Below are 26,922 nucleotides of genomic sequence, written 5' to 3' on the forward strand. Positions count from 1 at the left end.
AGTGGCGTTTTCGCTGCCGGCCCGCCCGCATCTCTCGCCACTGTGCGCAAAGAGACGAGCATTTGATTGGAGCGGACGGGACCCTTTTCTTGTCGGCGACGTTTGAACGCCGACGGGGGAAAGGTCCCGCCCGCCCGCCCGAACCAGTGGGATCGGGGCTAGCGGGTACGAGCCGAGCTTATGCGCGCGTGTCGCTCAGGAGCGAACAAGTGCCGGGCGACTGAGTCCGCGGGGTGCGGCCTCTCGCTCCGGTGTGGCTGGGCCGGGGACCTCGACGGTCCAACAGCTCGGGTTGGCGCGAATCTCTGCGACCAGCGCCTGGTGCAACGCATGACCGCTGCGCATGGCCTTGACGTGTCCCTGAAGGGGCAGCCCCAAAAGGGCCAGATCGCCGACCAGGTCGAGAATCTTGTGACGGACGAACTCGTCCTTGAAGCGCAAGCCGTCGGCGTTGAGTACGCGGGCCTCGTCGAGGACGATGGCGTTCTGCAAGCTTCCACCGAGCGCCAGGCCCGCGGCCTGGAGTTGCTGAACGTCTCTGAGAAAACCAAAAGTGCGCGCCGGTGCGATCGCGCGCGAGTAGACTTCACGGGTGATCTTCATGGCCTGCAGGGACTGCTGACCGATGGCCGGATGCGGATAGTCGATCGAAACAGTGGTCTTGAACTCACGCGAGGGAATGACCCGCACCCAGCGGTTTCCATCCCTCACTTCGATCGGCTTGCGGATGACCAGGCTGCGACGCATGCGTCGCAACGGACGCAGGCCGGCTTGCTGAATCAGGTAGACCCATGGCGCGGCGCTGCCATCCATGATCGGCAACTCGGGCCCGGCGACCTCGACGGTGCAATTGTCGACGCCCATGCCGCGCAGAGCTGAAATCAGGTGCTCGATGGTCGAAAGACGGACATCGTCGTTGCCCAGAGTGGTGGCCAGTCGGGTATCGACGACCCACTCGGCCCGCGCAGGAAACCGCACCTGCCGGCCCTGGTCGGTCCGTGAGAAAAGAATTCCGGTTCCGGCAGCTGCCGGCCGGAGCACCACGTCGACGGGCTTCCCGGTATGCAGACCGATGCCGGTGCATTGAACCCGTGTCCCGAGCGTGTGCTCGACGTTTTTGAACAAACTCTGCCCTCCACAACCTGATCTGATGCAGCTGTTACCCCCCACTCGGGCAACCCACGGCAGGTTAGGACTGAGCAACCTGCGTGCCAACTGCGCGAAGCGGGCGTCAATAACGCTAGCCTCGGATAAACTGATCGGATTCGGTGACTTGGATCACAATTCTGCGCTGGCGCTACATTCCGCTAGCGTCACATTCCCGCTTCGAAGAGCGAACGGCAGTGACGTTCGCATTACGGCGTGATGCCAAGCTCACGATTTCGCTGCATCGCGAAGCGCTTCGAAGCCGCTGGCTACGGGTGAAAAATCACCCGCATCGTCCTACTTCCCGGTGAGGCGGTCGACCTCTTCCACCAGTTCACCGGCGGATTGGTAGCGCGCGGCCGGATCCTTCTCCAGACACTTCAAGATCAGGTCCGCAAGCGAGCGCGGGAGATCGGGCTTGACGCTCACCGGGTCCGGCGGAGCCGTGTGTACGTGGTGGTAGGGCACGTTTCCCTTCTGGAAGGGAAGTTGACCGGTCGCTAGTTCGAACAGCGTCACGCCCAACGAATAGATGTCGGTGCGATGATCGACGTTCTGCCCCAGGGTCTGCTCCGGCGACATATAGAACGGTGTACCGGAGATGAGTGTGGTGGTGTTGCGAACCTCTTCGATCAACTTCGCGAGGCCGAAGTCCATGATCTTGACCTGCTTGTCGGCCGCCCACATGGTATTCGCAGTCTTGATGTCGCGATGCACGACGCGCTTGGTGTGTGCATACGAGAGGGCGGAAGCCATCTGCCTCAAGATGTAGATGACTCCGCCGGGAGCGACTTCTCCGCGATGCCGCAGGATCTCTTTGAGAGTCGTGCCCTGCACATACTCCATGGCGATGTAAAAACCGCGCTCGGAATCTCCGGCGTCGTAGACGGTGACGATGTTAGGGTGGTTCAGTTGCGCGGCGGCCTTGGCCTCACGCAGGAAATTCCGCAGCGCGTTCGGGTTGCCGCGCAATCCCTCGGGCAAGACCTTGAAGGCGATCTCCCGCTCCAGCACGGAGTCACGTGCCAGATAGACAACACCCATTCCGCCGCGACCGAGTTCTCGCTCGATCTCGTAGCGATTTTCCGTGGGGGCCATCTGCGGGATTCCTGTCCCGTTTGTCTGAGGGCCGGTGGACGGGTTCTGGCGCTGGTTCTCGGCGTTCTCCTTCCACTCGGCAAGCAGCGCCGACGCATCCCGGTAGTGGTAGTCGAAGCTGAGGATCCCTTCGAAGATTTCGATGGCGCCAGAAAAGTCGCCCTTGCGCGCCTTCGCACGACCTAGCTCATAATTGGCTTCGACGGTCGTGCGCGTGATGGCCGTCTCGCCCGCGGCTTCCTCGAATTTCTTGACCGAAAGGCTGTGCATGCCCTTTTCTTCGAATACCCGACCGAGAAGCGAGCAGGCTTCGGAGTAGTTGCCGTCATCCGGTTCGACCTGCTGGAGCAGACGAATCGCTTCATCGGGCTTGCCTTGATCGGCCCAGACCTTGCCTGCTTCGAAGAGTTTCTCGGCCTTCTCCAGCAACTCGGCGCGGCGCTCGTGGTCCCCACTCTCGGAAAAACAATCGGCCGCCTGATCGAACTGACCACCGGCTTCAAAGGCCTCGGCTGCGCGCGTCGCACAGCCGGCCGCGCGAAACACCTCGGCGGCAGCTGAGTAGTCTTCTGCGAGCCAGTACTGCTCGCCGGACTCTTCGAAGCGCTCGACCTTTCGAAACAGGTCCCCTGCGGCACCGTGTTCCCCGGCATTGACCAGGTGCTCCGCGGCCTCTGCGTCGTTTCCCTTGTCGCGCATGTATTCGCCGAGACAGCGAGCTGCACCCGTCGAGTCACCACTGCGTTCGAGTGCCTTGGCGGCGAGATCGCCGCGCCCCACCCTCAAGAAGAGTTCCGCGGAGCGCTCGTATTCACCGCGCTGGAAAGCAACCTTGGCCGCGTGCCCGTACGCTCCCGCGCGAAAGAGAATGCTCTCGGCCTCTTCGAAACGCTCGAGTTTGAACAGCAGTTCGCCCGCCTTGCGCGCGATACCCCGCAGATCCTTGGTTTTTGCGTCGTTCTGCTGGAGGGCACCACCGCCTTCTTCCGTGAAGGCGGCGACCAGTTCATCGGCCGCTTCTGGCTCGCATCCCGATTTGAGAAACGCCTGCGCAGCGTGGCGATGAAAACCGATCTCGCTGTAGCACTGTCCGGCTTCGCGGAAGCATTCCGCGCGCTCGAACATCTCGCCCGCAACGGAGCGCTTGTCTGCGGACAGATAGCACTCGGCCGCTTCCTTGAAACGCTCGAGCTGCGCATAGATCGCACCCGCAGCTTCGTGACGTTCCGCCTGGCCGTAGAGATCGGCCGCCTCTTCGAAGCGGTTCTGCCCGTGGCGGACCTCCGCAGCGCGGCTCAGCAGTTCTCCTCGGATGAAGACCTCGGTGGCGTCATCCTTCAGATTCTGATCGAGTAGAAATTCCGCGGCCGCCTCCGGCCCCGCTTCGGCTTCGAGCGCTTGCGCGGCTTTCAGGAGCTTTTTTCGGTCCTTTTTCGGCAGAGTCTCGATCGCGTCTTCGATCGTCTCGAGAGCGGCCGATTCGGCGTCGTCCTTCGCCCCCTTCCGATCCGCTGAGCGCCCGGTGCCTCTCTTACGGGGCCAGACGGCCAGGCCCAGGCTCAGAATACCGAAGGCGAGGACGGCAGCGTGAATCGGACGGGGAGCCAGGCTTTCAGCGATCTCCACGAAGCGAACTGCATTGCCCTTGAATGCGTCGATTTCGGTGGATTTCATGCCGCGCTCGATGGCCGTCTGACTGAGTTCCTCCGGCCACTCGCGCTTGAGCTTGGTCGCCCATTCAGGTCCGTTCGAGTGAAAGACCAGACCTGTCCCTCCCGCTAGGAACAGGGGGACGGCAATCAGGAACGCGAGGATTCGCATGGCGGTTCGCACGTGGATTTCATCGTCCGAAACAGTCGCCACGTTGAGCGAATCGGACGCTTGAGATCGTCTCGCGCTGTCAGTTTCCAGGGGCCAGCAAAAGCCGGAAGGCGAGGCCGATCACCGCGAGCGTCAAGACCGGACGGATGAGACGTTCACCGACACGTGCGCCAAACCGAGACCCAGCGTACCCACCGAGTCCCGAACCGACCGCGAGCACTGCACCGTAAACCCAGCGCACTTTATCGGCCCAAGCGAACTGCACGAGTGCAATCGCCGTGAGAGCCGCGACCAGCACGACCTTGACGCTATTGGCGCGCACCAGGTCGAGACCCCCGGCGGCGGCCAGCGCCAGCAACAGTGGAATGCCGATCCCCGCCTGGATTGCACCGCCGTACAACCCGATCCCGAAGTACAGCAGTTGGCGCAGCCAGAATGGCAAACCGGCCCCTGAAGTCGGGCCCGACTCCCTGGGTTTGGGATTCCAGAGAATGATCGGCAGGGCCGCGAGCATGATCAGGCCAAACGCCCGACCGAACTCGCGATCGGGTACGTGGGATGCGACGTACGCGCCGATCCAGGAACCGAGCAGAGCCGCCGGTAGTACGCGCACGGCGGTTCCCATTTCGCGCACACCTTCCTGACGAAAGCCGGCGACCGCCGAGACGCTTTGCACGAACACGGCGAGTCGGTTGGTAGCGTTGGCCACCGTCGGTGGCAGACCGACCATCACCAGCAGCGGCACGGTGAGAAAAGAGCCTCCTCCCGCCAGCGTGTTGATGAATCCCGCGACCAGCCCGCCTGCGATCAACAGCACGACGTGCTCGATCGGGGGCAGGCTCAGAGCAGCCGGCCCTGGCGCGTGGCGGGATTTCCGGGCGTGCCCGGGGATATGCCGAAGTGCTCGAACGCCCGCACCGTCGCCACACGCCCGCGCGGCGTGCGGTCGAGGAATCCCTCCTGGATCAGAAACGGCTCGTAGATATCTTCGATCGTGCCTTTGTCCTCGCCGATCGCCGCAGCCAGTGTGTCGATACCGACCGGACCACCCGCGTACTTCTCGATCAGCGCCAGGAGCAGCTCGCGATCCATGCGATCGAAGCCCGCTTCATCCACCTCGAGTTGATCGAGCGCATGGCGCGCGATCGCGAGCGTGATCTTTCCCTCGCCCTCGACTTCCGCATAGTCGCGCACGCGCCGCAGCAAGCGGTTCGACAGACGCGGCGTACCGCGCGAACGGCTCGCAATCTCGAGGGCACCTTCGGGAGCGGTGGGCACGTCGAGAATGCGCGCGCTGCGTTCGATGATACGCACGAGATCCGCGGGAGGGTAATACGCCAGCCGCGAAATCACGCCGAAGCGGTCGCGCAGCGGCGACGTCAACAGACCCGCGCGCGTGGTCGCACCGATCAGAGTGAAGTGCGGCAGATCGATCTTGACCGTCTGCGCGGAAGGTCCCTGCCCGATGATCAGATCGAGTTTGTAGTCCTCCATCGCGGGATACAGGATCTCCTCGATCGCCGGGTGGAGTCGATGGATCTCGTCGATGAACAGCACACCACCCGGTTCCAGATTGGTCAGGATGGCAGCCAGGTCACCGGCCCGTTCGATCACAGGCCCCGCCGTCACCCGCAGCGGCGCATCCATCTCGCGAGCAATCACGTGGGCGAGAGCGGTCTTGCCCAGGCCGGGTGGGCCGTAGAAGAGCGTATGGTCCAGGGACTGGCGGCGATCTCGCGCCGCCTGGATGAACACGCGCAGGTTCGAGACCAGGCGTTCCTGACCTACGAACTCCTCGAGGCTGGCGGGACGAAGCTGCTCCTCGACACCGTGTTCCAGGTCATCGGGTTCGGGTTCGAGAACTTCATCCCGCTGCGACACGCAGAGCCTCCTTGATCAGGACTTCGAGCGGCGGAGCTTCGGGAAGCGTCTCGAGCGCCGCGCGCACCGCCCGCTCCGCCTGGTTACGAGCGTAGCCCAGATTCAGCAGCGCGGAGAGACACGCCTGCTGAGCGTCGGGAGGAGCGTCGTCCCGAACAGGTGGCTCCTCCAGCTTGCCGAGCGAATCGCGCAGGTCGACGATAATCCGCTCGGCGGTCTTTTTCCCGACGCCGGGAATCGCGACCAGAGTGGCCAGCTCAGCGCCGCGGATCGCGCGCAAGAGCTGATCGACGGGCAGGCCCCCGAGGATCCCGAGCGCGAGCCGAGGCCCCACTCCGCTGATCCCGAGCAGCAGTCGAAATACCCCGCGTTCCGAATCGCTCAGGAACCCGAAGAGCTGGAAGGCATCTTCGCGCACGTGCGTGTGGATGCGCAGGCGCACCAGCTTGCCCGGATCGGGTAACTCGAAGAACGTCGACAGGGGAACCCGCACCTCGTATCCGACGCCGTTCACGTCGATCACGACTTCCTCGAGTGTTTTCTCGGCCAGAACCCCCTCCAGGCGAGTGATCATCGTTCCAATCTCCCTTGCTCGAGGGCTCGCGCCGCCGCACGAGCCGTTCCGCGGCGCGCGCCGTGACAGATCGCCACCGCCAACGCGTCGGCTTCATCACTTCCCGGAACGCGGTCCAGTGCCAGCAGGCGCACGATCATCCCCTGAACCTGGGACTTTTCTGCGCGACCGTAACCGGCCACCGCCATCTTCACTTCCGTGGGCGCGTACTCCGCGGTATCGAGGCCCGCGGCTCCGCAGGCCGCCAGGGCGACACCCCGAGCTTGCCCGAGCAGAAGTGCCGAACGCGGATTGCGAGCGAGAAAGACGGATTCGAGGGCTGCGGTTTCCGGGCTGTGCTCCGCGATCACGGCCGAGAGCTTCTCGTACAACTCGGCCAGGCGCTCAGGCATACTGCCGCCGCGCGGCCGGATCACTCCGCTGCCGATCCTGCGCAGCTTCGATCCCTCGCGTTGCACGACGCCGTAACCCATCGCCCGAGAGCCGGGATCAATCCCCAAGATGCGCAAAGTCCCCCCTTGGACGTGCGGTCTCCGTCAGCTGGCTTTCATCGCCTCGAGCAGGACATCTTCGGGAATGTCGAAGTTGGAGTAAACCTGTTTCACGTCTTCGTGTTCATCGAGTAGCTCGTACAGCTTCAGCATCGACTCGGATTCCTTGCCCGAGAGGCTGACCGAGGTCTGCGGCAGCATCTCGATCTCGGCGCTGGCCGGCTTGAAACCGGCCTTGTCGAGAGCCTCTTTTACGGTGTGAAAATCCTCGGGCGCGCTCTGGACGGTCACCGTTTCATCTTCTTCCAGCACGTCCTTGGCGTCGGCCTCGATCGCGGCTTCGACCAGGGCTTCTGCGTCCAGACCCTCGCGATCGAATTCCAGGATACCCAGGCGATCGAAGAGGAAGGCCACGCAACCGCTGGACCCCAGATTGCCGCCGTACTTGCTGAAGGCGTGACGCACCTCGCTGACCGTGCGATTGCGATTATCCGTCAGCGTGTCGACGATCACCGCGACCCCGGCCGGGCCATAGCCTTCGTAGCGGATCTCCTCGAGGGTACCGCCTTCCAGTTCGCCCGTACCTTTCTTGATCGCGCGTTCGATGTTGTCCTTGGGCATGTTCAGGCCCCGGGCTTTGTCCACCGAAAGCCGCAAGCGCGGGTTCGAGTCGGGATCGCCCCCGCCGAGTTTTGCCGCGATGCTGATCTCGCGAATCAACTGGGTGAAGACCTTGCCGCGCTTGGCGTCAGCAACCCCCTTTTTTCGCTTGATCGTGGACCATTTGGAGTGACCGGACATATCGACTCTGAACCTCGCAGAAAGACGGTGAAAGACTCGGGAGAGCAGGTCCCGCCCTGGCCTCCTGGAAAAAGCCCCGGGGAGGACACTCTCAGAGCGGTCTCCGGAACCCAAATCTGAGGGTAGCTTAGCAGTCCGTCGAAAATGCCACTCTCCTCCGCGGGGCCTCGGGCGGTGGTGTCGCCCGCTGAGCAAGTCAGAAGCCAAACTCCAAAGAAAAGACGCGGATTCGGGCCCGAACTGGCGCTGGAGACTTAAACCCGTCGTGATCTGCTGCCGATGCTACTGGCGAGGACAGAACCTCGTCGCGGAGTCGCGTTTGGGCAACGAAACCGTCATTGGAATAGACCTGGGCACCAGCAACTCGTGCGTGGCGAGCATCATCGACGGGAACCCGGTGGTTCTCGCCAATGAGTTTGACGAGCACACGACTGCGTCCGTGGTCGCCTTCAAAGAAGACGGCTCGGTCAACGTCGGCAACCAGGCCAAGGCGCAGGTCATTCTGGATCCGAAAAACACCGTTTCGTCGGCCAAGCGCCTGATCGGGCGTTACAGCTTCAGCGAGGAAGTGCGCAAGGCCAAGGCGATCTGTCGCTATGAAATCGTCGAAGGCGAAAACCACTCGGTCCGGGTTCGCATTTGCGGCGAGGAACGCAGCATTCCCGAATTCTCGGCCCATGTCCTCAGCGAGATGAAGAGGGTGGCCGAGAAGAGACTCGGCAAGGCAATCACCGGCGCGGTCATTACCGTGCCGGCCTATTTCAACGACAACCAGCGCCAGGCCACCAAGGACGCGGGCAGGATCGCCAATCTCGAAATCCTGCGAATTCTGAACGAGCCGACGGCGGCCGCGCTGGCCTATGGCTACGGCAAGAATCTGAAACAGAAGGTTCTGGTCTACGACCTCGGTGGCGGAACCTTCGACGTATCGGTCCTCGAGATCGAAGACGATGTCTATGAGGTTCTTTCGACCTGCGGCGATACCTATCTGGGCGGCGACGACTTCGACGATCGCTTGATCGATGTGCTGGCGGACGAGGTCAAACAGAACCACGGCGTCAATGTGCGAACCGATCCGATGGCTTTCGAGAAGCTCAAGGTCGCAGCCGAGAGCGGAAAGATCGCGCTGTCCGAGGCCGATTCGACGCAGATCAGCATTCCCGAACTGGCCCAGGTCGCAGGCGAAACGATTGGTCTGGAGTACACGCTCACCCGCAGGGAATTCGAAAAACTCTGCCAGGACCTGATTCACCGCACATTCAAGGTCTGCGACGAGGCGCTCCAGCAGGCGAGTCTCACGACGCGCGACCTCGATGGAGTGATCATGGTCGGTGGCTCGACGCGCTTGCCGATCATTCGCAAATCGGTCTCCCAGTACTTTCAGAGAGAACCCGAAGTCGACGTCAATCCCGATGAGGTCGTGGCCGTCGGAGCGGCCATCCACGCAGAGTCCCTGGTGTCGAATTCAAGCGAGACCTACCTGCTCGACGTCACACCGCTCACGCTGCGACTCGGGATTGTCGGAGGAGTGACCGAGCCGATCATCGAGCGCAACAGCCCGGTTCCCATCGACCACACCCGGGTCTTCACCACGGTACAGGATCACCAGGAAGCGATCGCCGTAAGGATCTTCCAGGGCGAGGAGCGCGAGATCGAAGCCAATACCCTGCTCGGCGAATTCGAGTTCTCGGGCTTCACACCGGGTCCGCGCGGCCAGGTGCAGATCGAAGTTCAGTTTGCGATCGATACCGAGGGCATCGTCAAGGTGTCGGCACGCGATCCAAAGACCGGAGTCGAGGCTTCGACGACGGTCTCGATGTCGAGCGGTCTCTCGGATGAGGAACTGCAGCAGATCATGGAGCGGAACAGCTCCATGGCGGCCGGCGTTCCGGAAGCCATCGCGGATGACGAAACCCTGCTACCCCTACCGCCTCCCCAATCCGCCGACGAAGAGGAATTCCTGGCTCTTCCTGAGGTCGAAACCAGTGCGACCCACGACGCGGCCGACGGCGAACTCTTCGGTGCGGTGGGCGAACTTTCCGAAGCCCCTCCCGAAGAAATGCAGGGCACACAACAAAGCGTCATCGACCTCTCGGGAAGCCTCCCGAACGAAGACCTGACCGAACCCGAAGACGTGCCGATGCTCGGAAGCGATGACGTGATGGAACTCGAGACCAGTCAGCCGCTGAACCCGGGGGCCGAGCCGATCGACCTCGGCGGAAGCCTGCCGGCAGAGGACGGGTTCGACGCTTCCCAGATCTCCGACGATCAGGTCGAAGAACAACTCAGTGAGTTGTTCGAAGCCGACGACCTGATGGACGCAGAACTCCTCGGGGACCCCGAGGACGGCTGATCCGGCTAGTTGACCCAAGCGCCACGATGAACATCGCCGAGATCAAAGCGCTGGTGCGGATGCTCGATCGCATCGACTACTACCGACTACTCAAAGTCGGCGCAGATTCCCAGCTCAGCGAGATCAAGCCGGCCTATCGAACGGCGCGACGCCGCTTCCATCCGGACGACTATCTGTCGGAAGGAGAAGAGGTCCGAAACGCCGTGGATCTGATTTCGCGACGCATCACCGAGGCCTACATGGTGCTGCGCGACCGCGGACAGCGCGCGGCCTACGATCGCACGCTCGAACGCGGCGGGACCCGTTTCACCGCGGAATCCGCAGAGGACGCGAAGACCAGGGCGGGCGAACACCGCGGCCTGACTGCGAAAGGCCGGCGCTTTTCGGCGCTTTGCGATGAGGACGAGCGCCGGGGCGACCTCGCCAAGGCCCAGTTGAACCTCAAGATGGCGCTCACGTTCGAGCCCAAGAACGAGGCCTTCAAGAAGCGCCTCGGCCTGCTCCAGGAGCGCATGAAGAAGTAGGCCCCGGGGCCGGACTTCGTGCGGGAATACCCCGGAGCGCACGCGACTTCGTGCGGGAATACCCCGGAGCGCACGCGACTTCGTGCGTGCGCTGAATTGACCACGGGGGGCCGGTCGGGGCAGAATCGTCTCGAGATTGACTGCGGCATCAACCCCGCAGGGCAGCATCTGGCGGCGGCCTGCACCGGTTGTGTCGGCTCGTCGACGGTTGCGATCCATGAGAGGAAGTCATGAGTGAGGAAGCTGCGGCCTCGAAGCCGCTCCCGATCGTCCCCTTCCTGAAGATCCCCGATAGCGGCGATCCCTATCTCGAAGGCTCGGAATGCAAAAAGTGCAAGGCGGTTTTCCTGGGCTCGCGCTCGGTCTGCTCGAGTTGCGGGGCACGAGATCAGCTTGCAGTGAAGAAACTGTCGAATCGCGGTGAGCTGTACGTATTCTCGATCACCTACCGATCGTTTCCGGGCATCGAGACGCCCTATGTTTCGGCGGTCGTCGACCTCGACGGCGGTGGCACGGTGAAGGGCAACCTGATCGACATCGAGCCGGACCCCGAGAAGATCAAGATGGGAATGCCCGTCGAGTTGATCTACGAGATCGCGCCCCGCAAGGACCGCGAGGGCAATGAATACCTGACCTATTACTTCAAGCCGGCAAACGCCTAAGGGGGAATGAAAATGGGCAACGACGTCTACGTCCTCGGCATTGACATGATCAAGTTCGGCAAGTTTCCGGAGCGCAGCGTTCCGGACCTCGGCGCGGAAGCAGCTCTGCTCGCGCTCGATGATGCCGGCGTAACCATCAACGACTGCCAGGCGCTCTATTGCGGCAACCTGATGCAGGCCAGTGCCATGGTCGGCCAGCGGCTACTGCAGGAGATCGGGCAGACGGGCATCGCGGTCGTGAACTGCGCGAACGCGTGCGCCACCGGGGCCACCGCGTTCAGAGAAGGCTGGACCGCGATCAAGGCCGGCCTCTACGACATGGTGCTCTGCGTCGGCGTCGAGCAGATGGCTGGCGCCGGTCTTCTGGGCGGTGGCGGAGGCGGAAAAGGCATTCCGACCGAAGGCCTTCTGGGCTCGGGAACCATGCCCGCGGTATTCGCCGAAGCCGGAATGGAGCACTCCCGCAAGTACGGTACGACCTTCGAGCAGTTCGCGAAGGTTTCGGTGAAGAACCATCACCACTCCACGATGAATCCAAAGGCGCGTTACCAGATCGAGACGCCGCTCGAGGATGTGATGGGCGCGGAGATGATCTCCTACCCGAACACCAAGCTCATGTGCTCGGTCAACGTCGATGGCGCCGCTGCGGCAGTGATCTGCTCCGAGAAGAAGGCCCGGGAGCTGGGAATGAAGCGCGCGGTCAAGGTCCGAGCTTCGGTCCTGACCAGCGATCGCTGGACCCAGCGCGACCTCACCATGCCCGATGTGAATACCTGCACGCGGGACGCGGCAGCACAGGCCTACGAGATGGCCGGGGTTGGCGCGGACGAGCTGAACCTGATCGAGCTCCACGATTGCTTCGCCACCGCCGAAATCCTGCACTACGAGAACCTGGGAATCTGCAAGGACGGAGAAGCCGGTCGCATGATCGACGAAGGCCATGTGGCACTCGGCGGACGCATCCCGGTGAACGCTTCAGGCGGCCTGCTCTCGAAGGGGCATCCACTGGGCGCGACTGGCATCGCCAATATCTACGAAGTCTCGACACACCTGAGGGGTGAGGCGGAGAAGCGCCAGGTCCCGAACGCCCGACTCGGTCTCACACACGTGATCGGTCTGGGGTCGGCCTGCGCGATTCACATCCTCGAAGCGCCCTCTTCCTGACTTTCTTCGAGCGCCTGCGCGAGAGCTTCCCAGGGAAGCTGAGCGCAGCGCCGACGAGAAGGTAGATCCGCGACGCGCGCGAAAGCGCGCAGTCGCGGATCCAGGTCTTCGCCGGCGCTCTCGCCCGTCACCAGACGGGTCAGGGCGCCGGCCAGTTTGTCGACCTCGTCGGCCCCAAGACCCCGAACCATCTCGGTCATCACGCTACCGGCCGCCACCGCAATGCTGCAGCCACGCGTGCGCGCGCTCACCTCTTCGATCCGCTCGCCGTCCAGTCGCACGTCGACTCGCACCTGATCTCCACAGGTCGGATTGAGCACCAGGAAACTGGCGGAAGGCGACGCGAGTGCCTCGCAATTGCGCGGGTGTCGGTAGTGATCGAGCACCACCTCGCGATACAGGGCTTCGACCGCGTCGCGCTCAGACATGGAACTCAGCGGGAACGCCTCCCGGAAGTGGCCGTCTCCTCGTTTGCCTGGACGGGTTCGGGAGCGATGGCTGCACCCTTCACCTCAACCAGGGGTCGGCCGCTCGAGCGTCCGCCTCGGCGCTTTTGAGACAGCTCGGCAACGATCGACAGCGCGATCTCCTCGGGCGTCGCTGCGCCCAGGTCCAGGCCAGCGGGGGCCGAAACCCTGCGCAGTACTTCGTTCGCGAACCCGTCTTCCCGCAAGCGCTCGAACAGCAGCGCGCTTCGTTTGCGACTCGCGACCAGACCCACATACGAGGGCTGTTGCCGCAACACGCGTCGCAGCGCCTCGTAGTCGCTCCTGTGCTGCGTAGCGATCACGACGTAGGCTCCGTCGCACTCCAGCTTGGCGTACTCGAGATCTTCGACGACGCGCTCGTCCGCCCTCGGAAACTCGGTTTCGTTCGCCAGCGGATCGTTGACGCAGACGAAGAAACCCAGTTCGCTGCCCAGGCTGGCCACCAACTCTGCGATTCGGCCGTGGCCCAGGACCACGAGATTCGGAGGCGGAATCATCGGCTCGATGAAGACCTCCATGAACCCGCCGCAGGGCATACCCACGCCCAGGACTTCGTCGTTGAGATCGATGCGGATCACGCGAGGACGTTCATCTGTCAGGACCTGGAGGGCCGCGTCGCGCACTTCGGTCTCCGCGCAGCCACCCCCGACCCAGCCGAAGATCCTCGCACCGCGAGCGTCGATGATCGCCTTGGAACCCGGTTGCGCCGACGCGCTGCCGTCGACCGAGATCACACTGGCCACCGCAATCCGCTCCCCCGCACCCAAACGGGTGTGGAGCACGTCGAGAAACTCACGAACCGACGGCGCCGCCATGGCTTGGCCCTCCTGGTAGGCAGTCTACGCAGCGGCCGGGGTCCTGCCAAACTGCGGGTGAGAGCGGCCAGGTGGGACAAGAGCGCCGACCGATTGACACGCGTGGAGAGGCGTCCCTACCATCCGCCGGTCCCTGCCCCACCCCGAGGAATCCATGCCCAGTCAGTACGACGATCAGCAGACCCAGGGGCGGAAGTTCGGCCTGCCCGGTTTTACGGCCCTGGTGGCGGGACTCGCAATCGTCTTGACCTGGGGAAGCTTCGCCGGGATCGGACCATCGATCGCCGCGGCTCAAACCCGCACCGAACCGCTCCTGCCCCGCTTCGAAGGACCTCGCATCGACGCTCCCGGCCACGCGAGCACGGACCTCCTGCGGAACCGGCGCGCTCTCGTGTACGTCTTCGGCTCGGCCGACCGGGACGCGGATCGGGTGGCCAAACTGCTCGCCGGCCTGTCCGAAGAGGCGATCGCTGCAAACGTCACACTTCTGGGGGTTACGCGAGACTCCGACCCGATGATGGCGCGCCTCTTCGCGAAGTCGCACGGTTTCGAATTCCCGATCATCGTGGACGTGGGCGCGAACGTGTCGCGCAAGCTGGGTCTTCAGCCGGGAAATTCCTCGTTGCTGATCGTCGACCCCGAGGGCTACATCGTGGGCGGATTCACCGGCATGCAGGAAACGGATCCGCGCATCGTCGAGTACTACGACAACCAGATCCGCGAGGCACTCTTCCTGCCGCAGCGGGGTGATTCGGTGGCGCCCACCCTCGGAGTTCTTCCTCAGGCCCCCGCGTTCCAGGTCCGCAGAATGGACGGCGAGATGCTGAGTTCGGCCGACCTGAAAAACAAGGTCGTGGTCTTGACCTTCTTCTTGCCGACCTGCCCGCACTGCCACGAAATGCTGAAGTTCCTGAAGACGCTGCTCAAGCGGGTCGACCACGAGGATCTGGTTCTGGTTCCGATCAGCATCAGCCCCAAGAAATACGTGATCGAAGACATGGCCAAGGAGTTCGGCATCGAGTATGCGCTGTACACGGATCCGGGCGACAAAGTGCAGAAGGACTACGCACATCGGCACTCGGTCCCCGACACACTGGTCATCAATCGCGAAGGCCGCATCGTAGGCCGGCGCACCGGTTCGCAGCCTCGCCAGCAGGCTCAGATCATGATGGAAGTGCGCGGAGCGCTGGGGATCGACAACCCGATTCTCTTGGACCGGACGGGCTACAGCGGTGCGGATACCTGCCTCGCCTGCCACTCCTCTCAGCACGAAACCTGGTCGCTCACCAACCACGCCTACGCGTTCGAGACCCTGGCCGAACACGCGGAAGATCGAAATCCCGAGTGCCTGCCCTGCCACACCGTGGGCTGGGACAAGAAGGGCGGCTACTCGCTCGAGAAACGCCCCGATCACCTGCGGGGTGTGCAGTGCGAGAACTGTCACGGTCGGGGCGGACCGCACCAGTCACCCGATTTCATCAAGGATGACTTTCAGGAAGTCTGCGAAGGCTGCCACACGCAAGAACACTCCCTGCGATTCATTTTCGCCGAACGCCTGCCACTGGTATCGCATGAAGAGAATCTGCAGTTCGCCAGCCTGTCGCTCGAAGAGCGCCAGAAACTGATCACACGCCGCGATCAGCGCACACGGGCGCTCTTCGACAAGGGCGAGTTCGTGGGCTCGGCTTCCTGCCAGGAGTGTCATGCCAGCGAACATGAGATCTGGAGCAAGTCGGGGCACGCGCGCGCTTTCGACACGCTGCGCGGCAAATCGGAACACGCGAACGCCGACTGCCAGAAGTGCCACACCACCGGCTTCGGCGAAACCGGCGGTTGGCCCACGGGCGGAGACGCGCAGGCCGAGGTGGGCTGCGAGAGTTGTCACGGCCCCGGCGGCCAGCACGTCCAGGAAGGCTCCGTGAAGACCGGCAGCATCCTGGGGCTGACCGATAAGTGCGACAGTTGCGTGATCATGCAGATCTGCGGTTCCTGCCACGACGACGCCAACGATCCGCGCTTCGAATTCGAACTGGACGACAAGATCGATCGCATCCGACACGGGTTCCGTGACAAGACGGCGTCGAAGTGAGCGAGGAACGCACAAAGATTTTGCGCCAGATCCGCGAGTCGCTCGAGGAACTGGGGGCCGAGGGAGTGGACTTCGTCGCGGCCGGAGCGAAGCAACCGGCCAGCGAATCGCCTCCTGCGCAGCCCGCAAAACAGGAACCCAGCTCATTCGTGCCGCGCGTCGCCGCCCTCGCGGATTCGGGACCGCATTCCGAACTGGGAGAAGAAGCCGCTTCGCGACTCGCGGCCGTGCGTCAGGAACTCGGCGAGTGTACGCGTTGCAAGCTGTGCGATACGCGCAAGACGATCGTGTTCGGTGAAGGCAGTCCGGAAGCCCCCGTCGTGTTCGTGGGCGAAGGCCCTGGGGACGAGGAAGATCGCTCGGGCCGGCCGTTCGTCGGTCGCTCGGGTGAACTGCTCACCAAGATGATCGAGTCCGTCGGCTGGAAACGCGAAGAGATCTACATCTGCAATATCGTGAAATGCCGGCCGCCCAAGAACCGCAATCCCGAGCGCGATGAGATCGAGGCCTGCCAGGCCTTCCTGGAAAAACAGATCCTCGCGATCCGACCGGTCGCGCTCATCACTCTGGGCAAACCCGCCATCTCGACCCTGCTGGGACGCGAGGTCCCGATCACGCGCGAGCGCGGCATCTGGCAGGAGTGGAACGGAATTCGCCTGATGCCGACTTTCCACCCCGCCTATGTCCTGCGCAGCTACACACAGAAGAACCGGCAGGCCGTCTGGGACGATCTGCAGGCGGTGCGGGCTCTTGTGGACGAAACGCGTCCTTCTTAGCTCGATCGCCTGCAAAGCCGCCCTGCTCTGCGCGCTCCTCTCTGCGGACGCTCGCGCGGAAACCGGGACGCTCGAAGCCACCGCGCCCGGAGAAATTCGAGTGGGACTCGGCGTCGCCCTTTTGCCCACTCCACTTGAAGCGCCCCTGGCCGGTTACGGCGGTTTGCGAGATCGCCTCGCCGAGGGCGTAATCGACGCACCCGAGGTGCGCGCGCTGATTGTCGCGGACCGCGAGCGCGCCGTGGGAGCGCTGGTCGCGTTCGATCTGGTGATCGTCCGACCCGCACTGCGCCAGGCGCTGGAACGCGAAGCCTCCGCGCGCGGAATCGACACGCTACTAGTGACCGCTACACACACCCACTCCGGACCGGGCGGGAATATGCCCGGCTTCCTCGCGCAACTCGTGACGGCGGGAAGCCACGATCCAGAAGCTGGGGAAAAGCTGGTGACCGCCGGCGTACGCGCGCTGGAGCGCGGACTCGCGGACCTGGGACGCGCTCGTGTCGCGAGCGGCGTGGCCAGACTCGATCTGGCGCGCAACCGCCGATTCGAGGCGGGCGGAAACGAGACCGCCCTGCCCCTGCTGCGCATCGACTTCGAAGATCGAGATCCGATCGCGCTCTTCGCGTACGGAGCCCATCCGACGGTGCTCTCCCCCGCCAACCAGCGCTATTCGGCCGACTACCCCGGAGCGGCTCGCGCCCGTCTGGCCGAACTCGGCTGGCGCTCGGTTTTCGTCGCCGGACCGCTCGGTGATCAGGAACCCGTGAGCTTGTCCGGCGAACCCTGGCCGAGGGATCTCGCCGAACAGGAACGACAGATGCGCGAGATCGGATCGCGCCTCGGCGAGGCCGTCCACGCCGGGGTCGCGGCGCTGCAACCCGGGGACTCGACGGCACTCTCGACGGTGACCCTCTGGTTCGACCTGCCCGAGATCCGACTGCGCCGCTTCTGCCCGCTCTGGTGGCTCGGCCCGACCGTATCTTCGAGCGTGGACTCGTTCCTGTCCCGACGCGTTGCGATTCGCCTCCTGCGCATCGGCGACGCATTGCTCGTGGGCCTTCCCGCCGAACCGGTCCACGCACTCGGTGCCGCCATCCGCGGGCGAGCGCCGAGGGGCCTGCACCCGTTCGTGCTCGCGCATACCGGCGACTGGATCGGCTATAGCGTGGATTCCGAGAGCTACGCCCGCGGGGGTTACGAAGCCTGCCTGTCGTTTCACGGACCGAAGTTCGGAGATCGGCTGGTCGACGAGGCGGATGCGGCGATGCAATTGCTACCCTCCCAGCCAGGAGGCAGCGAGTGACGTCCGCGCCCACAGACCTGCCGGTATTGTGCGGGATCATCCTTCACCCGGCGGCACATACCCTTTCGCCCGTTCTGCACGCGGCCGCCTACCGCGAGCTGGGATTGAGCGCCCACTACCACGCATTCGACGTGCCGCCGGACTCCGTGCGCGATGCCCTTGCGGGTATGCGCGCTCTCGGTCTGCGCCAGCTTTCCGTCTCGATCCCGCACAAGGAGACCGTGCTGGAACTGGCCGATCGCGCCTCCGAGGAGGCGCGCCGAATCGGGGCTGCCAACACACTGACGCGCGTGGGAGACGAGATCGTCGCCGACAACACCGACTGGATCGGCGTGCGCAAGACGCTGGAACCTCTCGCCGACTGGAAGGACAAGCGCGCGACGGTCCTGGGGGCGGGCGGCGCAGCTCGGGCAGTCGTCTTCGCACTGCGCTCGCTCGAAATGCACGTGACCGTGGTGAACCGCAGCGCTGAGCGCGCCGAGCGCGTCGCACGCGAACTCGGAGCCGAAGTCGGCACCCTCGAAGACCCGTTCGATCTGCTGGTGAACACCACCCCGCTGGGCATGTCGCCGGACCTCGACTCGACGCCCGCGGCTCGCGAGGTCTTGCGCCCGGACTCCACGGTTTTCGACACGGTTTATCGCCCGCTCGAAACGAGACTTCTGCGCGAAGCGGCGTCCGTCGGCTGTCGCGTTCAGGACGGACTCGACATGCTGATACACCAGGCGGTCGAGCAGGTGCGACTCTGGTGCGGGCGCGCTCCCGATGCGGAAAACCTGCGAGCGGCGGCTCTCGACGTACTGAAAGCCTGACTCAGCCGCGGGTCCAGAGTTCGACCGGCCGCAGGATCGATCCCGGATCGAAGGGCAATTCCACTGCGCTTCCGCGTCCGGCGGACGCGTAGGCCCCGAACAAGATCTCGAGCACCGCGCGCCCGTCCGCCAGGGACTCTTCCGGCTCGACCCCGTCTCGGAAGCAATTGAGGAAATGATCGAGCTCTGCGACGTAACCGCAGTCCCCCACTCCGTTCTTCGTCACCTCTGACCAACCAGAGTCGGGCTGGAACAGACGCAGGCCGGGGCTTTCCAGGCCTGCGGTGCCGAGAAGATCGGCGTACAGGCTGCCACCGGTACCGTGGACTTCCAGTGTGCTCTGCATGCCGGATATCACCGCCCAGGAACTCTCCGATACGGCATAGCTACCGTCGTCAAAGTCGAGCCTCACGAGTGCATCGTCATCCAGGGCCGTGCGCTCCCGGTGCAGCAGACGCGAAAGGTGCGCGTGTACGCGCCGCACAGGTGGCTTGCCCAGGAGCCAGCGCAGGCACTCGATCCCGTGGCAGCCCATATCGGCCAGCGCGCCGCCGCCCGCTTCGTGAGCGCGCCAGAACCAGGGAGAATACGGACCGCCGTGCTTCTCGACCTGGCGCGACCACAGCACGCGACCGATCGCCCCTTCTTCCAGCAACTGCTTCGCGTGCCGGAACAAGGGCGCAAACACGAGATTTTCGGCATAGCCCACCCCGCACCCCGACTGGCGGGCTGCCGCCGCCATGCGGTCCGCTTCCTCGAACGTGTTGCACAGGGGTTTTTCGACGATCACGTGCTTGCCGGCCTGTGACGCGGCGATCGCGTGGGATGCGTGCAGGTGATTGGGCGAATTCACGCAGACCACGTCGATCTCGGGATTCTCGAAGATCGGGGCGAGGTCGTCGAAGGTGGCGACGAGCGAAGCGTCAAACTCATCGGCGAGCGAACGGGCGCTCTCCGGGGTACGCGACGCCACCGCGATCAGACGCGCACCGTCGATGCCGCGCAAGGCCTCGGCGTACTGGCGGGAAATCCAGCCGGCACCGATCAGAGCGATCCCCCACTCGCTCAACCCGCAAGCCCCCGCTTCACAGGTCCAGCAAGTCCGCTACGCGCCTGCGCTGCTGCGCGGCATCGCCGTACGTGTGTTCGATCGAGCGGGCGCGCTTGTAGTACAGGTGGCAGTCGTACTCCCAGGTAAAACCCACACCTCCGTGCAACTGGAGCGCATCCGCGGAGTTCTGCCGATACGCATCGCCCGCCTGCGCCTTGGCCATCGCGGCCGCAAGGGGCGCCTCTGGCGCGCCACAGTCCACCGCCCAGGCTGCGTAGTAGGTGAGGGCCGCAGCGGATTCCACCGCCACCGCCATATCGGCACAGCGGTGCTGCACGGCCTGGTTGACGCCGATGGGTCTTCCGAACTGCTCGCGTTCCTTTGCGTACTCGACGGCTGATTCCAGACAGCGACGGGCACCTCCGAGTGCGTCCGCAGCAAGCGCCACGAGCGCGCGATCGCGAACGTACTCCCAGGTTTCCCAGCCCCGGTTCTCCTCACCCAGAAGCCGCGCAGGCGCACCTTCGAACTCGATTTCGGCCATGCGCCGTGTTCGGTCGATCGAATCCTGGGGCCGGAGCGAGACGCCCGGCGCATCTCGCTCGACCAGGAACCACGAGATGTGCGCAGGATCGGCTCGGTCGGTGCGGGCCGCGACGATCAGGTGAGTTGCGGCCTGAGCTTCCGAAACGAAGCGCTTCACGCCGTGCAGTGCATGCGCATTGCCGCTGGCGTGGGCGCGCGTCGCGATCTGCTCCGCTCGCTCCACACCCGCTTCCTCCTCGATGGCCAGCGCGAGTACCCGAGCCGCCCGCGCGACCTCCGGCAGGAATTCACTCTTGAGAGATTCATCGGCGGCGTACAGGAGCGCCAGGGTTCCCTGCAGGTGCGCGAACAGGGGCGTGGGCGCGAGCGCGCGGCCCAGTTCTTCCTGGATGATTGCGAGTTCGACGAATCCGAGTCCGGCACCGCCGAGGGCCTCCGGGATCAACAGGCCGGGCCAGCCGAGTTCCACCACCTGCGGCCAGTGGGCCCCGCCCCGGCCGCTCGGGTCGTCCAGGAACTCGCGGACCCGCGATAGCGGGCATTCTCGCTCCAGGAACTCCCGGGCCGTCGAGCGCAGGAACTCCTGCTCCTCGGAAAAGGCGAAATTCATGCGGAGTACCCTACCATCCGGCTGACTCGCGGCGTGCGTAACCGGAGAGGTCGCGCTCCACTACTCCTTGCAACCCCACGGTCTGCGCAGGGGCGTGCTAGAACAGGAATCCTCGATACCTCAATGAGCGCCAAGGTCGAAGCAAGAAACGTCGTGAAGCGGTTCGGCGATCTGGTCGCCCTGTCGGACTTCAACCTGGAGATCGCCCCGGGAGAGGTCTTCGGGCTGATCGGGCCCAACGGCGCGGGCAAGACCACGTTCCTGCGCGTTCTCACGGGTTTCTGGCTACCGACTTCGGGGGATGTCTTCGTGGACGGTCTGTCGATCGTCAAGCAGCGCTTCGAAGTCCAGAAGCGCATCGGATACGCCTGCGAACAGCCTCGCCTGTACACCGATCACACCGTAAAGTCCTTCTTGCGCATGATCGGAGAACTCCGCGGAATATCAGGCGTCGAGCTAAACAAGGCAGTCGACAAGAGCGTCGAACGCTTTGAACTCCAGCCGGTATACCGACGTCGAATCGGCGTGCTTTCCAAGGGCTTCAGGCAGCGTGTCTCCCTCGCCCAGGCGATGCTCCACGATCCCGAACTGATCGTGGTCGACGAGCCGACGGTCGGGCTCGATCCCGCGCAACAGATCGAATTGCGAGACATCATCCTGTCGTTCCGCGGGCGCCACACGGTTCTGCTTTGCACCCACCAGCTTCGCGAAGCGGAGTTCTGCTGCGACCGGGTCGCCCTGCTCGATCGCGGCCAACTGGTAAAAGTGAGTTCGGCAGCGGAGATCAGCCAGGTCGGCGGCCTCGAAGAACTTTTCCTGTCGACCATCGAACCGGGGGCCGCGGAAAAATGAGACGTCTCTGGACGCTGATGCGCAAGGAACTGCGCGCGCTGTTCTCATCGCCCATCGCGTACGTCGTCTTGACGGCGTACGTATCGCTCACCGGCGTCTACTTCTTCCAGCATATGGTCGCCTACAACCAGCTTCTGTTCGTTTACCAGTCCGAAGTAGTCGGAGGCAGTGGCTTCGACGCGGGCACGGTTCCAAGCCAGATCAACGCTTTGAACGAGCTGTTCATACCCGCGTCCAATGACTTCGGACTCTTCCTGCTCGCGGTGCTGCCACTGGTCACCATGCGCGTATTCGCCGAGGAACGGACCAACGGCACCGACGAACTCCTGCTGACGACTCCCTTGCGCACCTGGGAACTGGCGTTCTCCAAGCACCTGACCACCTACGGGTTCGTCTTGCTCCTGCTTGCGGTCAGCGCCATCTACCCGGCCGTGGTGGTCGCCAAATCGGGACTTGGCGTGGGGCATCTGGCTTCGCTCTACATCGGGCAGTTCGCCTATGGCTGTGCGGTCGCCGCGATCGGGCTCGCCTGCTCGTCGCTCACCCGGAGCCAGATCGTGGCGGCGGTGCTCGCCTACGCGATCCCCTTCGTGATCCTCGACTTCAACTGGCTCTCGAACTCCGTGAGTGAAGGCGTGGCCCGCTTTCTGCGCGAGATCTCCCTGCTGGCCCACTACGATTCGTTTCCGCGCGGCGTGATCGAGTTGCGTCACGGTCTGTATTTCGGCGGCATCGTGGCTTTGGGCATCACCGTATCGATGGCATCGATCGATCTCTCGAGGGCCCGCTAGTGCGCGCATTGCACGGAGTCGGACTCGTGATGATCCTCGCAGGCCTGGGCGCGTACTACGCGACCGACCAGCTCTCCCCTTTTTCAATCGCCAATCTGATCGTGGGTCCAGTGCTGCTCGCCGCCGCCGCGATCGCGAACAGTCGCAAGATCAGCGGGTTTTCGGGGGCACTCTCGAAGAGGATCGTCTGGCGCTGGTCGGGCATCGGGGTGAGCGTGCTCGCGGTCGTCGTGGGAATCAACTACCTGGGACGCGACTGGGGTGCGCGAATCGATCTGACCGTGGCTCAAAACTACTCGCTCTCCGATCAGAGCCACCAGATCTGCGCGGAACTCGAGGAAGCCGGGCCGACGACGAACCTCGACCTGTACTTCTTCGAGGACAGCCTGGTCGCCCGAGACGTGCGCCTGCTCGTGAAAGCCTATGAGGCCGATTGCTCGCACCTCTCGGTTCACGACGTCAGATACGAAGATGCACCGCGTCACGCGGCCGAAGTCTTCGGGAGCTACAACACCACAGTCGTGGCCTGCGCCCAAGCGCGTTGCGACCCCATCGGATATCCGTCCGAAGAGAACATCACGAATTCGATCGCGCGGCTGTCCCGCGGCCAGTCGCGCCCGTTGCGCGGCTATTTCGTGATCGGTCACGGCGAGATCGATCTGGCCAGCCAGGCCGGCAACGGTTTCTCCGGGGTTGCAGAACTGCTGCGCAATGAGGGCGTAGAGGCTCGCGCGAGTATCGGGCCGTCACAAAAAGACGTGCCAGACGATGCCGATGTCCTGATCATCGCCGCCCCGGAGCGGGGCTTTCTCGAGCCGGAAATCGCTTCGATCGAGCGCTACCTCGAAAACGGCGGTCGGCTCCTCGTCCTGCTCGAGCCGGGTACGCAGACAAATCTGATCGAACTGCTGGAACGCTGGGGGTTCGGCATCGGAGACGGCATCGTGGCGGACCGTGCGACCAGCCCGTTGCTTCGGGATTCAAAAGCCATCTCGCTGATCACACACAGGTTCTCGGCCGATCATCCGGTCACGCGCAAAATGAGCAATCGCACGATGGTCCTGAATCCCGGAGCCCGGCCGATCCGCCGCCAGCGCAAGCCCCAGCCGAAGGACCGCCTCGAAAATCTGGCGTACTCCAGCCGCCACGCCTGGGTCGAGCGCGACGTCGAAGGCGCGCTCGCCGGGCGACCGATCCGGGCGGACGCAGAAGAACTCCAGGACCTGGAGATCCCGATCGCTGCCGCCGGAAGCTATCCACGGGGCGATCGCGAAGCGCGCATCGTGGTCATCGGCGATCGCGACTTCGCGTCGAATCGCCTGCTCTCGTCGCTATACGGAAAAGACCTTTTCATGAACTCTTTCTGGTGGCTCGCCGAAAACGACAGTCGGATCGCAATCCGTCCGAAATTCTGGACGCCCGACCAGGATCCACTGACACTTCAGCAGACAGTCGCCTACTTCTACTTCATGGCATTCGCACTGCCGGAGCTATTGTTGCTCTTGGGCATTCGTGCCTGGTATAGACAACGCAGCTGAGTCCGATCAGGAACTGGCTGGAAATTCCCCGATCCGGCAAATACAGTTCACGAGCAATCGACGGGGCATCAAGATGGGCCGCGGGAAAGGCCCCCCAACGGAGGATCGCATGAGACACCTAGCGGTGGTTGGTTTCGCTTTACTTGTTCTGGTCGGCAGCCTCGGCTGTCAGCCTCCGGGAAGCGCTTCAAAGGCCGACGTTGACGCCATCAGCGCCAAGCAGGACGAGATCCTCGCCAAGTTGACCGCACTCGAAGCGGGCCAGAAGCGCCTCGCGGCCGCACCGGCCAAGCGACCGGGTCCACCGCCCGAGGATTTCAACAAGGTCCACAAGATCAACACAGCCGGATCTCCGGTCCTGGGCAATCCCGATGCGCCCATCGAGCTGGTCGAGTACTCCGACTTCCAGTGCCCGTTCTGCGATCGCGTGCGCCCGGTGTTGAAAGAAGTGCTCGAGAAGAATCAGGGCAAGGTCAAGCTCGTGTTCAAGCATTTCCCGCTCAGCTTCCACAGATCGGCTCGCCCCGCTGCCGTGGCCTCCATGGCCGCTGCCGAGCAGGGCAAGTTCTGGGAGATGCACGACGTGCTGTTCGAAAACCACCGCTCGCTGGATTCCTCGAAGTTCGAGGAGTACGCGCAGAAGGCGGGTCTCGATGTCGAGCGTTTCAAGGCGGATCTGGCCAAGAACAAGGCGGCCTACGAGAAGAAGGTCAGCTCGGATTTCTCGGAAGGCCAATCGAACGACGTGCGCGGTACCCCGAGTCTGTACATCGGCGGCAAGAAGGTGCGTGCCCGTTCACCGGAAGCCATGTCCGCAATGATCGAGGAAGCGCTCAAGGCCAGCGGCGGCTGATCGCGCTCCGGGCCGACCTCAGCGCGACTGGAGTGCCGAGAGATAGTCCAGGATCCGTGCCGCATTCGCGCCGAAATCGCTGCGACCCATACGGGAACGCGAGCGGAGGTCGACGCGCGTGCCAGATCCGTCCGGGCGCACACGCACGACGATATCGTCTACGAAGCGAAAGACCGATGAAGTCGCGATGGCCTCGATGCGACCAGCGGCTTCGTTGTGGCCGACGACCTTCCAGGACGGCATCTCCCGTGCGACCGCCAGGGCGCGCGGGAAGGCCTCTGTGGGCGGAGATTGCAGGATCAGGGGCCGGATGTCCGGGTAGCTCTCGCGCTGTTGGTTGGCAAAGAGCTCGAGCACCTCGGGCGGTTTAGCGGAGGATCCAGGCGCCGCTCCCACGTCCGGCAGAATCTGGGGACGATCCTCCAGATCCGTCGAGACATCGTTGATCGCGGGACCCGCGCCCGTCTGGCTGAACAGCACGACCGGCAACACGATCAGGAAAGGCACCAGCGAGGCTCGCAAAGCCTGCTTGCGCCAGGGTCGATCCGTCGCGCTGGCGAAGGCGGCCGCCCCCGACAGGCCAATGACGCTCACCGCGGAGAGAGCGACAGCGCTGAGAAACAGGCCGAATCCCAGGCCGGGACCCAGGATGCCCAGAACGGACCCCACCGGGCCCACCAGGACAAGGAAAATCACTGCGATACTAGGCAGAAGCCACGGACCGGACATGCACACACCTCTTTCACCGTTGATTGTAAACCGGAGAGGCGGGCTTGTGTGACACCCGGGTAGAGTGGACCTTATGGCCTTGACGCACGATCACGCGCACGGCCACGAAGCCCACGGGCATGTTCATCCGCCCGCGGACTCGGGCAGTGAGCGACGCCTGCGCATCGCCTTCACGCTGACGACCACGATCCTGGTATTCGAGGCGATCGGCGCCTGGCTCTCGGGCTCGGTCGCCCTTCTGGCCGACGCGGGCCATATGCTGACCGACGCGGGCGCCCTGGGCGTGGCGCTATTCGCGGCGCGCTTGAGCCAGAAGCCGCACACGGCCAGCAAGAGCTTTGGCTACGGCCGCCTGGAGATCCTGGCAGCGCTGTTCAACGGCATGTTGCTCGGCGGCGTCAGCGTCGGAATCGCACTCGAATCGATCGAACGCCTGACGACTTCGGCCAAGCCCGAAATCGATGCGCCGCTGATGTTCGGCGTAGCGGTCGTGGGTCTGATCGCGAACGCAATCTCGGCGGCCATCCTGTCGCACGGCGCGCACGACAACCTGAACGTGCGCGGCGCCTTCCTGCACGTCCTGGGCGACCTGTTGGGTTCGATCGCCGCGATCTTCGCCGCGGCCTGCATCTACTTCTGGGACTTCGCGATGGCCGACGCCCTGGTCGGGCTCTTGATCGCCGGACTGCTGGTCTACTCGGCGATTCGCCTGGTGCGCGAGTCCGCGCACATCCTGCTCGAAGGCGCCCCCGGACACCTGGATCTGAACGAGATCGCCGCACGGGTCGGGGAAATCCAGGGGGTCCAGTCGATCCACGATCTGCACATCTGGACGGTGACCTCGGGATTCCTTTCGATGAGCGCCCACATCGATCTGGAGGCGGGAGCCGACGCCGAAAGTGTCCGGCGGGTGGTCCACCAACTGCTCCACCAGGAGTACCGGATCCATCACACGACGATCCAGACGGAGCAGGGCCCTGGCCTGATCAATATCGAGCGCCCACCGGACCGCTAGGGAATCTCTGCACAGGGAGGAATCGAGCGAGAAGCGGGAGTCGCCGCCTGAGCAAGCAGCGTGATCCGATCGCAGATCCGTAGATCTGCAGAGGGTCGCGCGACGCAGCGCAGGCGGATGCATCGCGCTTCGCAGC

The 26,922-nt window shown here is 63.9% G+C and carries 25 protein-coding genes; 13 read left to right on the forward strand and 12 right to left on the reverse strand.

Annotated features, from left to right (window positions below; translation table 11 throughout):
* Positions 1–195 precede the first annotated feature (195 nt).
* From GY725_24255 to GY725_24285, 7 genes are all read right to left on the reverse strand, one after another.
* Complete coding sequence (locus tag GY725_24255; protein MCP4007308.1) at positions 196–1,125, reverse strand: UDP-3-O-acyl-N-acetylglucosamine deacetylase; 930 nt, start codon at positions 1,123–1,125, stop codon at positions 196–198.
* Between the two features lie 318 nt (positions 1,126–1,443).
* Complete coding sequence (locus GY725_24260; GenBank protein ID MCP4007309.1) at positions 1,444–4,107, reverse strand: protein kinase; 2,664 nt, start codon at positions 4,105–4,107, stop codon at positions 1,444–1,446.
* 37 nt (positions 4,108–4,144) lie between these two features.
* Positions 4,145–4,882, reverse strand: a complete 738-nt coding sequence (locus tag GY725_24265; GenBank protein MCP4007310.1) for a sulfite exporter TauE/SafE family protein — start codon at positions 4,880–4,882, stop codon at positions 4,145–4,147.
* 23 nt (positions 4,883–4,905) lie between these two features.
* A complete protein-coding gene (ruvB, locus tag GY725_24270) occupies positions 4,906–5,946 on the reverse strand; it encodes a Holliday junction branch migration DNA helicase RuvB (protein MCP4007311.1) in 1,041 nt (346 codons plus the stop codon).
* Entirely contained in the window at positions 5,930–6,520 is a 591-nt protein-coding gene (gene ruvA, locus GY725_24275; GenBank protein MCP4007312.1) for a Holliday junction branch migration protein RuvA, read from the reverse strand. The genes ruvB and ruvA overlap by 17 nt, the downstream gene beginning before the upstream one ends.
* Positions 6,517–7,029, reverse strand: coding sequence for a crossover junction endodeoxyribonuclease RuvC (gene ruvC, locus GY725_24280; protein ID MCP4007313.1), 513 nt, complete (start codon positions 7,027–7,029; stop codon positions 6,517–6,519). Before ruvC ends, ruvA begins: the two co-directional genes overlap by 4 nt.
* Positions 7,030–7,056: 27 nt before the next feature.
* Positions 7,057–7,812 (reverse strand): YebC/PmpR family DNA-binding transcriptional regulator, encoded by a 756-nt coding sequence (locus GY725_24285; GenBank protein MCP4007314.1) that lies wholly within the window; start codon positions 7,810–7,812, stop codon positions 7,057–7,059.
* Positions 7,813–8,131: 319 nt separating this feature from the next.
* Between GY725_24285 and GY725_24290 the strand changes: the two genes are divergently transcribed.
* The 4 genes from GY725_24290 (at position 8,132) to GY725_24305 (ending at position 12,515) form a co-directional block, all read left to right on the forward strand.
* Complete coding sequence (locus GY725_24290) at positions 8,132–10,165, forward strand: Hsp70 family protein (GenBank protein MCP4007315.1); 2,034 nt, start codon at positions 8,132–8,134, stop codon at positions 10,163–10,165.
* A 26-nt stretch (positions 10,166–10,191) separates the two neighbouring features.
* Complete coding sequence (locus GY725_24295) at positions 10,192–10,689, forward strand: DnaJ domain-containing protein (protein MCP4007316.1); 498 nt, start codon at positions 10,192–10,194, stop codon at positions 10,687–10,689.
* A 230-nt stretch (positions 10,690–10,919) separates the two neighbouring features.
* Complete coding sequence (locus GY725_24300; protein MCP4007317.1) at positions 10,920–11,351, forward strand: Zn-ribbon domain-containing OB-fold protein; 432 nt, start codon at positions 10,920–10,922, stop codon at positions 11,349–11,351.
* A gap of 6 nt (positions 11,352–11,357) precedes the next feature.
* Positions 11,358–12,515 (forward strand): thiolase family protein, encoded by a 1,158-nt coding sequence (locus GY725_24305; GenBank protein ID MCP4007318.1) that lies wholly within the window; start codon positions 11,358–11,360, stop codon positions 12,513–12,515.
* Here the strand turns inward: GY725_24305 and GY725_24310 are convergent.
* Both GY725_24310 and GY725_24315 read right to left on the reverse strand, forming a co-directional pair.
* On the reverse strand, positions 12,488–12,943 hold the full coding sequence (locus tag GY725_24310; protein MCP4007319.1) for an SUF system NifU family Fe-S cluster assembly protein: 456 nt from the start codon (positions 12,941–12,943) through the stop codon (positions 12,488–12,490). The genes GY725_24305 and GY725_24310 overlap by 28 nt on opposite strands.
* 5 nt (positions 12,944–12,948) lie before the next feature.
* Entirely contained in the window at positions 12,949–13,818 is an 870-nt protein-coding gene (locus tag GY725_24315; GenBank protein MCP4007320.1) for an XdhC family protein, read from the reverse strand.
* Positions 13,819–13,972: 154 nt separating this feature from the next.
* Between GY725_24315 and GY725_24320 the strand changes: the two genes are divergently transcribed.
* From GY725_24320 to GY725_24335, 4 genes are all read left to right on the forward strand, one after another.
* The gene (locus tag GY725_24320; protein ID MCP4007321.1) at positions 13,973–15,907 is read left to right on the forward strand and encodes a redoxin domain-containing protein; all 1,935 of its coding nucleotides are present in this window, start codon (positions 13,973–13,975) and stop codon (positions 15,905–15,907) included.
* Entirely contained in the window at positions 15,904–16,683 is a 780-nt protein-coding gene (locus tag GY725_24325) for a uracil-DNA glycosylase (GenBank protein ID MCP4007322.1), read from the forward strand. The genes GY725_24320 and GY725_24325 overlap by 4 nt, the downstream gene beginning before the upstream one ends.
* Before the next feature lie 100 nt (positions 16,684–16,783).
* Complete coding sequence (locus tag GY725_24330; GenBank protein ID MCP4007323.1) at positions 16,784–17,989, forward strand: hypothetical protein; 1,206 nt, start codon at positions 16,784–16,786, stop codon at positions 17,987–17,989.
* Positions 17,986–18,801: a shikimate dehydrogenase gene (locus GY725_24335; GenBank protein ID MCP4007324.1), complete on the forward strand. Its 816-nt coding sequence runs from the start codon at positions 17,986–17,988 to the stop codon at positions 18,799–18,801. The genes GY725_24330 and GY725_24335 overlap by 4 nt, the downstream gene beginning before the upstream one ends.
* 1 nt (position 18,802) lies before the next feature.
* Here GY725_24335 and GY725_24340 read toward each other — a convergent pair whose 3' ends face one another.
* Positions 18,803–19,870 carry a Gfo/Idh/MocA family oxidoreductase gene (locus tag GY725_24340; protein ID MCP4007325.1) on the reverse strand — a complete coding sequence of 356 codons (1,068 nt, stop codon included), beginning with the start codon at positions 19,868–19,870 and terminating at the stop codon, positions 18,803–18,805.
* 16 nt (positions 19,871–19,886) lie between these two features.
* Positions 19,887–21,008 (reverse strand): acyl-CoA/acyl-ACP dehydrogenase, encoded by a 1,122-nt coding sequence (locus GY725_24345; GenBank protein ID MCP4007326.1) that lies wholly within the window; start codon positions 21,006–21,008, stop codon positions 19,887–19,889.
* Positions 21,009–21,131: 123 nt separating this feature from the next.
* Here GY725_24345 and GY725_24350 point away from each other — a divergent pair, with 123 nt between their 5' ends.
* The 4 genes from GY725_24350 to GY725_24365 all read left to right on the forward strand — a co-directional run bounded on the left by GY725_24350 (position 21,132) and on the right by GY725_24365 (position 25,042).
* Positions 21,132–21,860, forward strand: coding sequence for an ABC transporter ATP-binding protein (locus GY725_24350; GenBank protein ID MCP4007327.1), 729 nt, complete (start codon positions 21,132–21,134; stop codon positions 21,858–21,860).
* Positions 21,857–22,651, forward strand: coding sequence for an ABC transporter permease (locus GY725_24355; protein MCP4007328.1), 795 nt, complete (start codon positions 21,857–21,859; stop codon positions 22,649–22,651). Before GY725_24350 ends, GY725_24355 begins: the two co-directional genes overlap by 4 nt.
* The gene (locus GY725_24360) at positions 22,651–24,189 is read left to right on the forward strand and encodes a GldG family protein (GenBank protein MCP4007329.1); all 1,539 of its coding nucleotides are present in this window, start codon (positions 22,651–22,653) and stop codon (positions 24,187–24,189) included. Before GY725_24355 ends, GY725_24360 begins: the two co-directional genes overlap by 1 nt.
* 109 nt (positions 24,190–24,298) lie before the next feature.
* On the forward strand, positions 24,299–25,042 hold the full coding sequence (locus tag GY725_24365) for a thioredoxin domain-containing protein (protein MCP4007330.1): 744 nt from the start codon (positions 24,299–24,301) through the stop codon (positions 25,040–25,042).
* 18 nt (positions 25,043–25,060) lie between these two features.
* Here the strand turns inward: GY725_24365 and GY725_24370 are convergent, their stop codons facing one another.
* On the reverse strand, positions 25,061–25,738 hold the full coding sequence (locus tag GY725_24370) for a DUF1499 domain-containing protein (GenBank protein ID MCP4007331.1): 678 nt from the start codon (positions 25,736–25,738) through the stop codon (positions 25,061–25,063).
* Positions 25,739–25,844: 106 nt separating this feature from the next.
* On the opposite strand from GY725_24370, the gene GY725_24375 reads away from it, so the two are divergent.
* On the forward strand, positions 25,845–26,786 hold the full coding sequence (locus GY725_24375; GenBank protein MCP4007332.1) for a cation transporter: 942 nt from the start codon (positions 25,845–25,847) through the stop codon (positions 26,784–26,786).
* Positions 26,787–26,922: the final 136 nt, after the last annotated feature.

The sequence above is a fragment of the bacterium genome, from assembly GCA_024226335.1.
Taxonomy (GTDB): domain Bacteria; phylum Myxococcota_A; class UBA9160; order SZUA-336; family SZUA-336; genus JAAELY01.

Coding starts and splice junctions, on each gene's coding strand:
- GY725_24305 (MCP4007318.1), top strand. CDS start 11,358: ATGAAAATGGGCAACGACGTCTACGTCCTCGGCATTGACATGATCAAG.
- GY725_24355 (MCP4007328.1), top strand. CDS start 21,857: ATGAGACGTCTCTGGACGCTGATGCGCAAGGAACTGCGCGCGCTGTTC.
- GY725_24315 (MCP4007320.1), bottom strand. CDS start 13,818: ATGGCGGCGCCGTCGGTTCGTGAGTTTCTCGACGTGCTCCACACCCGT.
- GY725_24310 (MCP4007319.1), bottom strand. CDS start 12,943: ATGTCTGAGCGCGACGCGGTCGAAGCCCTGTATCGCGAGGTGGTGCTC.
- ruvA (MCP4007312.1), bottom strand. CDS start 6,520: ATGATCACTCGCCTGGAGGGGGTTCTGGCCGAGAAAACACTCGAGGAA.
- GY725_24320 (MCP4007321.1), top strand. CDS start 13,973: ATGCCCAGTCAGTACGACGATCAGCAGACCCAGGGGCGGAAGTTCGGC.
- GY725_24365 (MCP4007330.1), top strand. CDS start 24,299: ATGAGACACCTAGCGGTGGTTGGTTTCGCTTTACTTGTTCTGGTCGGC.
- GY725_24375 (MCP4007332.1), top strand. CDS start 25,845: ATGGCCTTGACGCACGATCACGCGCACGGCCACGAAGCCCACGGGCAT.
- GY725_24350 (MCP4007327.1), top strand. CDS start 21,132: ATGAGCGCCAAGGTCGAAGCAAGAAACGTCGTGAAGCGGTTCGGCGAT.
- GY725_24300 (MCP4007317.1), top strand. CDS start 10,920: ATGAGTGAGGAAGCTGCGGCCTCGAAGCCGCTCCCGATCGTCCCCTTC.
- GY725_24345 (MCP4007326.1), bottom strand. CDS start 21,008: ATGAATTTCGCCTTTTCCGAGGAGCAGGAGTTCCTGCGCTCGACGGCC.
- GY725_24285 (MCP4007314.1), bottom strand. CDS start 7,812: ATGTCCGGTCACTCCAAATGGTCCACGATCAAGCGAAAAAAGGGGGTT.
- GY725_24295 (MCP4007316.1), top strand. CDS start 10,192: ATGAACATCGCCGAGATCAAAGCGCTGGTGCGGATGCTCGATCGCATC.